The organism is Streptomyces sp. NPDC053367 (genome assembly GCF_044545925.1).
Classification (GTDB): Bacteria; Actinomycetota; Actinomycetes; order Streptomycetales; family Streptomycetaceae; genus Streptomyces.
In genome coordinates this window covers 40,829-53,398 of the sequence record NZ_JBITYN010000006.1, presented here as the reverse complement: position 1 = coordinate 53,398, position 12,570 = coordinate 40,829, and the positions used below count along the sequence as shown (strand labels likewise).

Sequence of the window (12,570 nt, the reverse complement as noted above, 5' to 3'; positions counted from 1 at the left end):
ACGGCCCTGTTCGAGGTGCGGTGACGGGCCCCAGAGACCCTGGTGTCCCCTCACGGCCCAGGCTTGGCTGGACCCATGACGCTCACACGCGAAGGCGCAACGCCGAGCCTCATCGACCGCATCGCCGGGGACACGACCGTCGTGGAGCTGCACGGCGAGATCGACGTGCGGGCCGTACTGTCGGTCAGGGCGCGGCTCGACGGGCTGACGAGCGGACCCGGTCCCGACGTGACGGTCGACCTGGGCGCGGTGACCTTCATCGACTGCAGCGGCCTCGGCCTGCTCTGCCGGGCGCGCAACCGGACACTGCTCCGCGGCGGGCGTTTCCGCCTGGTCACCGATGACGACCGCATACTGCGGCTGCTGCGGCTGGCCGGGCTGGGGGGCGTCTTCGAGGTGCTCCCCGGCCGGGCATCGGCGTCGGCGCGTCCCGAGCCGGAGACCACGCCGTGATCGTCGCAGTCGTCGCGGGCTGCCTGTTTCCCGCACGGCATTGCGCACCTGCTGTCGAGAATCTTCTGTTCCACCCGTGGCTGTAGCCCGGCATGGTGCTCGACACGGGAGTCGTCGTCGCTGTCGTGACGAGTCGGCCCGGGACGCCGTGAACCGCTCCCAGCGGGTTTCGTGTGAGGCCCGCTCTACGAAACCGCTGGGAGCGGTTCACAGCCTGCCGGGCGTAGACCCGTCCGGTACTTCGACGCCGTACTGGCTGCGCCCGCCGACGAGTATCCGGCCGGTGACCAGTTCGGGTTCGATGCGCACGAACGCCTCCTGGGGCCAGGGCACCCAGGAACGCGGGCCCGTTCGGCTGAGACGTTCGCGTTCCCCGGGGTCGGTGATCAGCGTGGCGGCCCCGGTGACGACCACGCTCCAGCCCGCGCCGGCGACAGCGTCGACCTGGTCGGCCTCGAACGCCACCACTGTGCCGTTGACGGCGCGGACCAGCTCCGAGGCGGCGGACGTGCGCAACAGGACAGCGCTGTCCGTGTCGAGCCGGAAGTTCAGCGGCAGGACGGCGGGCAGCGCCTGCCGGGTGTAGACGATCCGCCCGACGGTCGCCTGCGCCAGCAGACGCAGGCTCTCCTGCCGGTCCAGTTCACGGAACCCGTCGTTTCGATGCATCAGCGGACCGTCTCTCACCTCGTGCCTCCGGTATCACGGCCATCCTCCGGCGCCGCAGCCCACCAGGACGAGGGCCATCGGTCCCGAAACCCGCGTTCCGTTCTCACGCGACCTGCTCGACTCCGTGTCAGCGCCGAGCCGTCGCGCCCGCTTGCCGTCCGGGGCGGTCACGCCGAGGGTCATGTGCCCGGGCGAGTCCGCCTCTGTGGAGCAATGCTGTTCAGTGCCCTTCGGCCCGCAGGCGGTCCTGGGCCTGGGTGGCGATGACGGCGGCCTGGACGCGTCGCTCCACGCCGAGCTTGGCCAGCAGGCGGGATATGTGGTTCTTCACCGTCTTCTCGGCGAGATAGAGCCGCAGGCCGATCTGCCGGTTGGTCAGCCCTTCCCCGATCAGGGCCAGGATCTCCCGCTCCCGGTCCGTCAGACCCGGCAGGGCGTCGGGTTGCCGCTCCTCCTGGGCCCCGCCCCGCAGCCGCGCCATGAGCCTGGTGGTGGCACTGGGGTCCAGCAGCGACTGGCCGCGGGCCACCGTCCGTACCGCCGAGACCAGGTCGGAGCCCTGGATCTGCTTCAGGACGTAGCCGGACGCTCCCGCCATGATCGAGTCGAGCAGCGCCTCCTCGTCGTCGAAGGAGGTCAGCATCAGACACGGCAGCTCCGGCATCCGCGAACGCAGCTCACGGCAGACGGTGACCCCGTCGCCGTCCGGCAGGCGGACGTCGAGCACGGCCACGTCCGGGCGCAGCGCGGGCACCCGGGCCAGGGCCTGTTCGGCCGTGCCGGCCTCCCCCACGACCGCGATGTCGTCCTCGTCGTCCAGCAGGTCGCGCACACCGCGCCGCACGACCTCGTGATCGTCGAGCAGGAACACCCTGATCGGCCTGCCGGGTCCTGCCTGCGGGCTGTAGGCCATCGAACCGCTCCTCGTCACGTCCCGGGCTCCGGATCTCATCCTGGCCTTCCCCAGGATCGCCCACCAGGGCCGTTCGGCCCTGGTCCGGCCGCCGACAGGGTTGCGCGGAGTCACCGGGGACCGGCGCCCGCGGTATCTCCGCGGCGACCCGTGCCGCCCACTGCTCGATGCGGGAGAAGTCGCGGAAGTCCCCGTCCTTTTCCGTTGCGCACGATCGTCCGGGCGACGAGCCCCTTGGCTCCTTCCCGCAGACAGCCGCCGAAGGTGACGTCGTCCCGGGCGTCGAGCAGGGTCACGCGCTGAACGCCGGGCGTGGGCGGGATGTCCCGCTCGGACGCGGAGGGGTCGAGGGGCCGCTGCTGAACAGCCAGACGGGGCGCTGGGCCAGCGCCCGCGCGTCGTGGTGCACGAACCGGGGGCGTCGTTGTGCCAGCGCCCGGCGTACAGCCCGCCGCCGGCCACGACGGCGTCGTACGGCGTCACGTCCCTGACGGTCCCGGCCGGCGCGGTGCCGACCGTCAGGCCCTCCTTGCGCAGCACCTCCGCGACGGCCTCGGCGATGTCCGCGGTGGAGCCGTTCGTCGTCCCGTAGGCGACGAGTACGTTCGTGGTCGTGATCGTCCGCCCGCCCACGCTCCGCAGGCGCCTGGTGGACACCGGGGCGGGCCGGCCCTGGAAGGGGGGCCATGTGGCCCATGGCCTGTCGCCGTGCGGGCCGTGACGCTGGAAGCAGCCAGTCAGCACCGGCATCTGGAGGCGTGCCATGAACGCTCCCGTCACGACGATCCCGCCGCGGGCCCTGCCCGCCGAGCACCGGCAGCGGCTGATGGACGTCGCCCGCGAGGTGGCCTTCCCGATCGGCGCGCGGCTCTTCGAGGAGGGCGGTCGTGCCGACCACTTCTGGATCATCCGTACCGGCACCGTCGACCTCGACATGCGGGTACCCGGCCGCCGGGCGGCGGTGATCGAGTCCCTCGGTCACAACGAACTCGTCGGCTGGTCCTGGCTGTACGCCCCGTACATCTGGCATCTGGGCGCGGAAGCGGCGACCCCGGTGCGCGCCTACGAGTTCGACGCCACCGTCGTCCGCACGATGTGCGAAGCCGACGCCGACTTCGGCCGGAGCGTCGCGCAGTGGGTGGGCGGTGTCGTCGCCCGACGGCTGCACGCCGCCCGTACCCGGCTCCTCGACCTGTACGGCCCGTACGGCAGCGGGGGCTTGCGATGACCGCGTCCGGGCCGGTCAACGGCTCGGACGGCCGGCCGTGCACGGCTTCGTCCACGCCGTGAGCGACCTCATGACCCGCTCGGTGGTGACCGTCGGGCCGGAGGCCGCGTTCAAGGACCTCGATGCGCACCTTGCAGGACCGCCGGGTGAGCGCCTTGCCCGTGGTCGACGGTTGCCGACGCGCGGTCGGCATCGTGTCCGAGGCCGACCTGCCGCTCAAGGAGGAGTTCCGCGACGCCCGACTCCAGTCGCCCGCCCCGGTGTTCGGCCCTCTCCGCCATGTTCCGCAGGCCGCTGCGGCGGGCGCCGGCCGGGACACCGACGCCGTTGTCCCTGACGCTCAGGCGCACCTCGCGTCCGTCGGTCTCCAGCACCACGTCGGTGCGGTCGGCGCGGGCGTGCCGGGCGACGTTGGTGAGGGCCTCGGCGAGCACCGCCGGCACGTCGTCCGCGATCTCGCGCGGTACGTCGGTGTCGACCAGGCCCTCCATGCGCAGGTTCGGGGCGAAGCCGAGTAGCTGGGCGGCCTCGCCGACCACCCGCACCAGCCGTGCCCGCAGCCCGGAGGCGGCGGCGACGTCGTGGGAGCGCAGGCCGAAGACGGTCGAGCGGATGATCTCGATGGTCTCGTCCAGATCGTCCACGGCCCGCATGACCCGCTCGGCGGCCTGATCGTGCTCAAGGAGGAACTGGTGGCCGAAGAGGACGTTTGTACGGGCCGGAACGGTGCACACGAGGAGCTAACAAAGTCTTTATACGACGAGACGGAGGACCCACCATGGGCATCATCGCGTGGATCATCATCGGCCTGCTCGCCGGCGCCATCGCCAAGGCCATCATGCCGGGCAAGGACCCGGGTGGCGTCATCATCACCATGCTCATCGGTGTCGCGGGCGGTCTGCTCGGCGGCTGGCTCGGCAAGGTGATCTTCGGCGTCGACTCGGTCGACGGGTTCTTCGAGCTCTCCACCTGGATCGCCGCGATCGTCGGCTCTCTCATCCTGCTCGCCCTCTACCGCCTCGTCACCGGCAACCGGCACAGCCACCGTCACGCCTGACCCGCTGACCGGCTGACGCCGGCCTCGGACGGGCACCTGCGACGGGCACGTGCGAACGGCTCCCACCCTGCTGTGCGGGGAGGGAGCCGTCGGCGTGTTCGGGGCCCTCACCGCACCGCCCACCCGGGGGTGTTGAGGCCGCGATGCCGTACAGCACGAGATCGGTCCATGGCGGCAGACCGTCCGTGGCCCCCGGCGCCGTCACCGAGGGCAGGTGACTGTGGCGCCGGGGCTCGGGGTCAGGCGTTCAGCGCCGCGAGGACCACGGACCTGGCCTCCTCCTGCACCTGGTGCAGATGGTCCTCGCCCTGGAAGGACTCCGCGTAGATCTTGTAGACGTCCTCGGTGCCGGACGGACGGGCCGCGAACCAGGCGTTGGCGGTGGCCACCTTGATGCCGCCGAGGGCCGCGCCGTTGCCGGGCGCTTCGGTGAGCACCGCGGTGACGGGTTCCCCGGCGAGCGTGTCGGCGGTGACCTGGCTCGGGGACAGCTTGGCGAGCAGCGCCTTCTCCTCGCGGGAGGCGGGCGCGTCGACACGTGCGTAGGCGGGAGCACCGAAGCGGCCGGTGAGCTGCCCGTAGTGCTGGGACGGTGTCTTGCCCGTGACAGCCGTGATCTCGGAGGCGAGCAGGGCCAGGAGGATGCCGTCCTTGTCGGTGGTCCACACCGAGCCGTCGCGGCGCAGGAAGGAGGCGCCTGCCGACTCCTCGCCGCCGAAACCGAGCGTCCCGTCGGACAGGCCGTCCACGAACCACTTGAACCCGACGGGGACTTCGACCAGCGGCCGGCCGACGTCCGCCGCCACCCGGTCGATCATGCCGGACGACACCAGGGTCTTGCCGACCCCCGCGCCCGCGGGCCACTGCTCCCGGTGCGAGAACAGATACGAAATGGCCACGGCCAGATAGTGGTTGGGGTTCATCAGACCCCCGTCCGGGGTGACGATGCCGTGCCGGTCGGCGTCGGCGTCGTTGCCGGTGGCGATGTCGAACCGGTCGCGCTGCTCGATGAGCGAGGCCATCGCGTACGGCGAGGAGCAGTCCATACGGATCTTGCCGTCCCAGTCCAGCGTCATGAACCGCCAGGTGGGGTCGGTGAGCGGGTTGACCACCGTCAGGTCGAGCCCGTGCTGTTCGGCGATACGGCTCCAGTAGGCGACGGAGGCGCCGCCGAGCGGATCGGCGCCGATCCGTACGCCGGCGGACCGGATCGCGTCCAGGTCCAGCACCGCGGGCAGGTCGGTGACGTAGGCGCCGAGGTAGTCGTGGCGGCCGGTGCCGGGGGCGGCCAGGGCGCGGCTGTAGGGGATGCGCCGTACGTCCTTCAGGCCGCCCGTGATGATCTCGTTGGCGCGGTCCTGGATCCATGAGGTCGCCCCGGAGCCGGCCGGGCCGCCGTTGGGCGGGTTGTACTTGAAGCCGCCGTCCGCGGGCGGGTTGTGCGAGGGGGTGACCACGACGCCGTCGGCGAGGCCGGACGTGCGGCCGCGGTTGTACGTGAGGATCGCGTGCGACACGGCAGGGGTGGGCGTGTAGCCGTCGGCCTGGTCGATGAGCACGGTCACGTCGTTGGCGGCGAAGACCTCGAGGGCCGTGATCCGCGCGGGCTCGGACAGGGCGTGGGTGTCGGCGCCGAGGAAGAGCGGGCCGTCGGTGCCCTGGGCGGCGCGGTACTCGCAGATGGCCTGGCTGGTCGCGGCGATGTGGTCCTCGTTGAAGGCCGCGGCGAGGGACGAGCCGCGATGCCCGGAGGTACCGAACGCCACCCGCTGCCCGGGCTCGGCCGGGTCCGGGTGCAGCGCGTAGTACGCCGTGACCAGGCGGGCCACATCGACGAGATCCCCAGGCCCGGCAACCTGCCCAGCTCGTGCGTCCTGCATGTCCTCGCTCCTCCGCAAAGGTCGTCGACCGTCGGTCACGGCCCTCATTCTTCCCTGCCGGGCCCGTCCGCGCGTCGCCGACTTCTAGCAATCGAGAGACGGATTGCCTACGCCGACGAGCGGGGGCGTTCCTTGCCCCGCCGGGCCCTGCCGCGCCGTGTCCGTGAAACAGATGCAACGGGAGGCACCGTTTTATGCACGGCGTATGAAATCTGGAGCGCTTGCGGAGCGGGCGAGCGGTGCCCTTACGGGCGGGGTCAGTTGGCTTCAGGGCCGCAATCACGGGCGCGGGGGAAGGCCCGGCCACCGCGCGGGGCGTCGGGTGCGCCGTCACGGTGTGCTGGTGCGCCGCGCCGGGGGTGTGCTTATCTGGCTCCATGACCGTGCTCGTGACCCGCCGCCACGTGGACTTCGTGCGTGTCACCACCACGAGTTGTTCCGCTGTGAGCTGACGTCGCGCTCCAGCGTTCGGTCAATCTCCTTTCCACTGCCTCTTTGGCACGCCTCTTTGGCACGCCTCTTGGCACGCCTCTTTCCCACGCCTCTTTGCCCACCGCTCCGGACGCACCGTGCCCTCGTCGGGGTGCTGAGTCCTGAGTCCTGGGCGGGGCCCCGCCTTCTCGCACCCGTGCATCGCCGCACCAGCGCAAGGGAGAACCATGAGCCAGCCGATCGACTCCGTCACCGCCGGCCACACCCCGGACGACGAACCCGCCGGACCCGACACATCGGGGTGGTCCTTCGAGACCAAGCAGATCCACGCCGGCGCCGCGCCGGACCCGACGACCGGCGCGCGGGCCACGCCGATCTACCAGACGACGTCGTTCGTGTTCCGGGACACCCAGCACGCCGCCGACCTGTTCTCGCTGGCCGAGCCCGGCAACATCTACACCCGCATCCACAACCCCACCCAGGACGTCTTCGAGCAGCGCATCGCCGCCCTGGAGGGCGGGGTCGCGGCCGTGGCTCTGTCCTCCGGCCAGGCGGCCGAGACCCTGGCGATCCTCACCCTGGCGAGCTCCGGCGACCACATCGTGTCGAGCGCGTCCCTGTACGGAGGCACGTACAACCTCTTCCGGCACACGCTGCCGAAGCTGGGCGTCGAGGTGTCCTTCGTCGACGACCCGGACGACCTGGACGCCTGGCGGGCGGCGATCCGGCCCCGCACCAAGGCGCTGTTCGCGGAGACGCTCGGCAATCCGCGCGGCAACGTGCTCGACGTGCGGGCGGTCGCGGACGTCGCCCACGAGGCGGGTGTGCCGCTGATCGTGGACAACACCGTCCCGACTCCCTATCTGCTGCGGCCCATCGAGCACGGCGCCGACATCGTCGTGCACTCGGCGACCAAGTTCCTCGGCGGGCACGGCACGGCCATCGCGGGTGTCGTCGTGGACGGCGGCACCTTCGACTTCGGCGCCCACTCCGACCGGTTCCCCGACTTCACCGAGCCCGACCCGAGCTACCACGGCCTGCGCTACTGGCCCGCCCTGGGCCCGGGCGCCTTCGCCGTCAAGCTCCGCGTCCAGCTGCTCCGCGACATCGGGCCCGCGCTCTCGCCGCACTCGGCCTTCCTGCTGCTGCAGGGGGTGGAGACGCTCAGCCTGCGCATCGAACGGCACTCCGCGAACGCCCAGGCGCTGGCCGAATGGCTGGAGCAGCGCGACGAGATCGCGGCCGTCCACTACCCCGGGCTGCCGTCCAACCGCTGGTACGAGGCGGCGCAGCGCTATCTGCCGCGCGGCGCGGGCGCGGTGCTGTCCTTCGAACTGCGGGACGGCGTCGAGGCGGGCAAGCGGTTCGTGGACGCGGTCGAGCTGTTCAGTCACCTCGCCAACATCGGCGACGTGCGCAGCCTGATCATCCACCCGGCGTCGACCACGCACAGCCAGCTCGACGAGGAGCAGCTGACGGCCACCGGCACCTCGCCGGGCCTGGTCCGGCTCTCCGTCGGCATCGAGAACCTCGCCGACCTCAAGGCGGACCTGGAGGCCGGGTTCCGTGCGGCGAAGGGCGCCTCCTGAGCACCGTGCCGGCGCCTTCCCGGGTCCCCGTCCCTCCGGCCTCCGGGGCCTGGCGGGACGGGGACCCGCCGGGGCGCCGCCAGTGGTACGCGCGCGAGGAGCCACTCCCTCTGGAGGCCGGCGACGCGCTGCCGGGCGTACGGCTGGCGTTCGAGACGTGGGGACGGCTGGCGCCCGATCGTTCCAACGCCGTTCTCGTCCTGCACGCCCTCACCGGTGACAGCCATGTCGCCGGTCCTGCCGAGCCCGGTCATCCCACTCCCGGCTGGTGGGACGGTCTCGTCGGGAGCGGACGCGCGCTCGACACGGACCGCTGGTTCGTCGTCGCCCCGAACGTGCTCGGCGGCTGCCAGGGCAGCACCGGGCCGTCGTCCCCGCGCCCGGACGGGCGTCCGTGGGGTGGCGACTTCCCGTTCCTCACGCAGCGCGATCAGGTCGCGGCCGAAGCGGGCCTGGCCGACGCGCTGGGCGTCGACCGCTGGGCCCTGGTGGTCGGCGGCTCGATGGGCGGGATGCGGGCACTGGAGTGGGCGGTGTCGTATCCGGGGCGGACGGGCGCGCTGCTGTTGCTGGCCACCACGGCCGCGGCGAGCGCCGAGCAGATCGCCTGGACCCACATCCAGCTCCACGCCATCCGCTCCGACCCGCACTGGCGCGGCGGCCACTACCACGACTCCGGCCAGGGGCCGCACGCCGGCCTGGGGCTGGCCCGCCGGCTCGCCCACGTCACCTACCGCAGCGAGCCGGAACTCCGGACCCGCTTCGGCCGCTCCCCCCAGGGCACCGAGGACCCGTGGAGCGGCGGCCGGTACCAGGTCGAGTCGTATCTCGGCCATCATGCGGCCAAGCTGGTGCGCCGCTTCGACGCCGGCAGTTACGTCGTCCTGTCCGAGGCGATGAACAGCCACGACATCGGCCGGGGCCGCGGCGGCGTGCGCACCGCGCTCAGCCGGGTCACGGCCCCGACGCTGGTCGCCGCGGTCGACTCCGACCGCCTCTACCCGCCCTCGCAGCAGGCGGAGCTGGCGGCGGGCATCGCCGGCGCGGACCACCTGAGGGTCGTCGAATCCCCTTACGGACACGACGGTTTCCTCATCGAGGTGGAACAAGTCGCCGCACTGGTGAGCGAACTCCTCCCCGCGCCGGTGCCAGGCGTCAGCGTTACCGGCACCGGCACCGGCACCGGCACCGGCAGCACGGCTTCATGACCCCTCTTTCCCTCAGCACATGTCCCGCAGGAGTACGTATGACCGTCCAGAACCCAGCCACCGAGTCCGTCGAATCCGCCGGACTCGCCGCCTTCACCGCGGAGTGGGAGGCATGGCACCTCGAAAAGGACGCCGCGCTCGCCCACGAACACGGATTCCTCGCCATCACCGGCCTGCACTGGCTGACCGACCGTCCCCAGCGGTTCCCCGACGCACCCGGCAGCTGGTCGACGGACGACGACGGCGTCAGCGTCGTCCTCGCCGAGGACGAGGAACTCGTCGTCGACGGCACCGTGATCCGCGGACGGCACACCTTCGGCGTCCTCCCCGAACGCACCGACGTGCACGCCGTCTGGGGGGATGCGGTGATCGAGATCGCCAGGCGCGGCGGCCACGACGTGCTCCGGCCACGGCATCCCGGGCATCCGCTGCGGACCGCGTTCACCGGGACACCCGCGTACGCGCCGGACCCGCGCTGGGTGGTCACCGGCCGGTACGTCCCCTTCGCGGAGCCACGGCCGACCACCGTGGGCGCCTCGGTCGAGGGGCTGCAACACGTCTACGACGCCCCCGGCCGGATCGACTTCCGCATCGGTGGGCGCGAGTTGAGCCTGACGGCCTTCAACGGACGTACGCCGGGCAGCCTCACGGTCCTCTTCACGGACGCGACCTCCGGCGTGACCACCTACGCGGCCAACCGCTCGCTCCAGCTCGACTCCCCCGGCTCCGACGGCACCTTGCTGCTGGACTTCAACCGCGCCAGCAACCTGCCCTGCGCCTACACCGACTTCGCGACCTGCCCCCTGCCGCCCGCCGAGAACCGGCTTCCGGTCGCGATCGAGGCCGGTGAGAAGATCCCCCACGAACGGCAGCCGGCCGCAGGCTGAGCGACTCGCCCGCCGACGTCGGCCGGCCCGGTCGACGACCCGTAATCGCAGCTGCGTTCGTGGGCGGCCGGGACCGGTACCGCGGTGACTCGGGGATCACTGCGGCACCGGTCCCTGCGCCGGCCCGCCGCACGCACGCGCGCCGGGGGGCCTTGGCCTGCGTATGCCCCTGCCCGAGGGGAGCAGGCCCCGCCAACCGGGTGAAAACACAGGCACCCGCATGAGAGTGACCTGGTCCCGTCGGACCCGGCACGGCGCACACCCCAGGTCGTCAGGGGCGGCGGCCCGTGTCCTCGCCCGGGGTCTCCCAGGAGTCCTCACGGCTCGCGGCGGCCGGGGGCTGGGCGGTCGGCCCCGCGGGGCCGGGAGACTTGCGGCGGGCGGCTCGGCGGGATCCCCAGAGGAACGCGCCGAGGATCATCAGGACGAGCACGATGCCGATGACGATCAGGAAGATTGACGGAGACCCGGACGCGGCCAGGGGCATGAGTTCGTTCATGCGATGCGCCTTCCCCACCTGGGCGCACTCACTCCCGATCCACCCGACCGAGGGCGCCAGGACCGTCCCCGCGGCTGCGCTCAGACGCCCGTCCGGGCACAAGGGCGTACGGGCTTACGGGCATACGGGCATACGCCGGCACCCGGCCGGCTCGGGCGGGTCACTCGGCCGCAGGGCCCTTTCGTGTGCGCTTCCCGGGCACGTCCTCGTCGGCGCCGTCCTTGCCCTTGGGTTCCTTGGTCTGCCCGGGCGGTACGTCCGGCGAGGTCGGGCCGCCCTGCTCGGGAGCCGCGATCGGAGTCGAGGCCGCCGGACCACCGGACGGAGCGGTGCGTGGGCTCCGCACGGCGTCGCGCGAACGGGCCCGGGTCGGCTCGGTGGTCGCGGCACTGCGTCCCGTCGGGGAGTCGCTGAGGGTGGGGGCGGAAGCGGAGTGACCGTCTCGGGGTGCGTTCGTCGATGCGGCGGGGCTGCCGTCGTCCCGCGCCGACGCCGAGCCGGCGGAGTCTGCGGCATCCGAGGGGGCGGCCGGATCGCCTGCCGACGCGGCCTGATCCCCGGTGCCGTGCTCCGATGAGGCCCCGCTGACGGTCAGGGTGGCGGCGAGGGCCGTGACCAGCACGGCCGCCGCCCCGGCCATCCGACGGCGGCTGCGCGCCGGCGCGGCGTGCTCGGCCGTCCGCAGGGCGGCGGGCCGCGGGTGGTGGTGCGTGGTGCCGGGTTCACCGGCCGTCGCCCGCTGTGCCGCGATGCCTACGATGTTCGTGGTCGGGGCCGCCGGCGGGACGGGGTTCGCCTCGGCTGTGCCGGCCGACAGCTCGGCCAGCGCCCGGGCGCATTCGGATGCGGTGGGCCGGTCCTGTTCCTCCAGGGCGGTCATCCGCCGCAGCACGGCGGCGAACGCTTCGGGCAGGGACTCGGGGAGGACGGGCCTGCGGTGCAGCCGGGCTATCGCGGCCTCCAGCGGGCCACCGTCGTACTCGAGCCGGCCGGTCAGGCATTCCAGGAGCACCAGGCCGAGGGCGTAGACGTCGGCGGCCGTGCCGACGGGCTTGCCGAGGACCTGCTCGGGAGACAGATAGGCCGCCGTGCCGACCAGCGTGCCCGTGGCGGTGCGGGTGGTGGCGTCCAGCAGCCGCGAGATGCCGAAGTCGGTCAGGTGCGGGCGGCCGGAGGTGTCCAGGATGATGTTGGACGGCTTCACGTCCCGGTGGATCACCCCCGCCGCGTGCGCGTGGGTCAGGGCGTCGGCCAGACCGGCACCGAGCACGGCCGTGCTCTGCCAGGTCAACGGGCCCTCGGCGATACGGGCCTTCAGAGTGGGGCCTTCGACGAGCTGCATGACGAGGTAGCCGTGACCGTCGTGCCGTCCGGCGTCATAGGCGCTCACCAGGCCCGGATGCTCCAGCCGGGCGAGGATCACCGCCTCGCTGCGGAAGGCCTCCTCGGTGTCGAAACCGGTGCCGGCCCGGAAGACCTTCACCGCCACCGGCCGTCGCAGCCGCAGGTCGAACCCGCGGTGGACATCGGCGGCGCCACCCGAACCGATCAGCCCGTCCAGACGGTAGCGACCCGCCACCACCCGGGCACTGCACCGGGAGGCCAGCGCGATCCCGGACTCGACGAACCCCAACTCGACCCCCACCTTCCCAGACCGGAACAGGCGGCACGCGCCGCAGCATCCACCGCCCTCGCGTACCCACCCGCCACTCACCTATCCCGTCCGGAAGGCGCTTCGCAGGGCAGCGCTCGGCA

11 protein-coding genes and 2 pseudogenes are annotated in these 12,570 nt (G+C 72.4%); 6 read left to right on the top strand and 7 right to left on the bottom strand.

Features of this window, described 5'->3' with window-relative positions:
- Positions 1 to 75: 75 nt before the first annotated feature.
- Complete coding sequence (locus tag ACIGXJ_RS18185) at positions 76 to 453, top strand: STAS domain-containing protein (protein ID WP_399646135.1); 378 nt, start codon at positions 76 to 78, stop codon at positions 451 to 453.
- A 207-nt stretch (positions 454 to 660) separates the two neighbouring features.
- On the opposite strand, the gene ACIGXJ_RS18180 is transcribed toward ACIGXJ_RS18185, so the two are convergent.
- The 3 genes and pseudogenes from ACIGXJ_RS18180 to ACIGXJ_RS18170 form a co-directional block, all read right to left on the bottom strand.
- On the bottom strand, positions 661 to 1,122 hold the full coding sequence (locus ACIGXJ_RS18180; protein ID WP_399646133.1) for a pyridoxamine 5'-phosphate oxidase family protein: 462 nt from the start codon (positions 1,120 to 1,122) through the stop codon (positions 661 to 663).
- Positions 1,123 to 1,342: 220 nt separating this feature from the next.
- On the bottom strand, positions 1,343 to 2,035 hold the full coding sequence (locus ACIGXJ_RS18175) for a response regulator (RefSeq protein ID WP_399646130.1): 693 nt from the start codon (positions 2,033 to 2,035) through the stop codon (positions 1,343 to 1,345).
- A 133-nt stretch (positions 2,036 to 2,168) separates the two neighbouring features.
- Positions 2,169 to 2,653 (bottom strand): annotated as a pseudogene (locus ACIGXJ_RS18170) (flavodoxin domain-containing protein); the annotation flags it as partial.
- A 145-nt stretch (positions 2,654 to 2,798) separates the two neighbouring features.
- Between ACIGXJ_RS18170 and ACIGXJ_RS18165 the strand changes: the two are divergent.
- Positions 2,799 to 3,263 carry a cyclic nucleotide-binding domain-containing protein gene (locus ACIGXJ_RS18165; RefSeq protein ID WP_399646127.1) on the top strand — a complete coding sequence of 155 codons (465 nt, stop codon included), beginning with the start codon at positions 2,799 to 2,801 and terminating at the stop codon, positions 3,261 to 3,263.
- Positions 3,264 to 3,499: 236 nt separating this feature from the next.
- Here the strand turns inward: ACIGXJ_RS18165 and ACIGXJ_RS18160 are convergent.
- A pseudogene (locus ACIGXJ_RS18160) lies at positions 3,500 to 3,946 on the bottom strand (sensor histidine kinase); the annotation flags it as partial.
- 95 nt (positions 3,947 to 4,041) lie between these two features.
- Here ACIGXJ_RS18160 and ACIGXJ_RS18155 point away from each other — a divergent pair.
- Complete coding sequence (locus ACIGXJ_RS18155; RefSeq protein WP_399646124.1) at positions 4,042 to 4,320, top strand: GlsB/YeaQ/YmgE family stress response membrane protein; 279 nt, start codon at positions 4,042 to 4,044, stop codon at positions 4,318 to 4,320.
- A 239-nt stretch (positions 4,321 to 4,559) separates the two neighbouring features.
- On the opposite strand, the gene pgm is transcribed toward ACIGXJ_RS18155, so the two are convergent.
- Complete coding sequence (gene pgm, locus ACIGXJ_RS18150) at positions 4,560 to 6,200, bottom strand: phosphoglucomutase (alpha-D-glucose-1,6-bisphosphate-dependent) (protein WP_399646121.1); 1,641 nt, start codon at positions 6,198 to 6,200, stop codon at positions 4,560 to 4,562.
- A 659-nt stretch (positions 6,201 to 6,859) separates the two neighbouring features.
- Here pgm and ACIGXJ_RS18145 point away from each other — a divergent pair.
- From ACIGXJ_RS18145 to ACIGXJ_RS18135, 3 genes are read left to right on the top strand one after another with little or no spacing between them, the layout of a single operon-like run.
- Positions 6,860 to 8,221: a bifunctional o-acetylhomoserine/o-acetylserine sulfhydrylase gene (locus ACIGXJ_RS18145; protein ID WP_399646119.1), complete on the top strand. Its 1,362-nt coding sequence runs from the start codon at positions 6,860 to 6,862 to the stop codon at positions 8,219 to 8,221.
- Between the two features lie 5 nt (positions 8,222 to 8,226).
- The gene (locus tag ACIGXJ_RS18140; RefSeq protein ID WP_399646116.1) at positions 8,227 to 9,429 is read left to right on the top strand and encodes a homoserine O-acetyltransferase; all 1,203 of its coding nucleotides are present in this window, start codon (positions 8,227 to 8,229) and stop codon (positions 9,427 to 9,429) included.
- Positions 9,430 to 9,467: 38 nt separating this feature from the next.
- Positions 9,468 to 10,316, top strand: a complete 849-nt coding sequence (locus tag ACIGXJ_RS18135) for a DUF1684 domain-containing protein (RefSeq protein WP_399646113.1) — start codon at positions 9,468 to 9,470, stop codon at positions 10,314 to 10,316.
- Positions 10,317 to 10,587: 271 nt separating this feature from the next.
- On the opposite strand, the gene ACIGXJ_RS18130 is transcribed toward ACIGXJ_RS18135, so the two are convergent.
- Both ACIGXJ_RS18130 and ACIGXJ_RS18125 read right to left on the bottom strand, forming a co-directional pair.
- Positions 10,588 to 10,815 (bottom strand): DUF6479 family protein, encoded by a 228-nt coding sequence (locus tag ACIGXJ_RS18130; RefSeq protein WP_399646111.1) that lies wholly within the window; start codon positions 10,813 to 10,815, stop codon positions 10,588 to 10,590.
- A 160-nt stretch (positions 10,816 to 10,975) separates the two neighbouring features.
- Positions 10,976 to 12,460, bottom strand: coding sequence for a protein kinase (locus tag ACIGXJ_RS18125; RefSeq protein ID WP_399646108.1), 1,485 nt, complete (start codon positions 12,458 to 12,460; stop codon positions 10,976 to 10,978).
- Positions 12,461 to 12,570 lie beyond the last annotated feature (110 nt).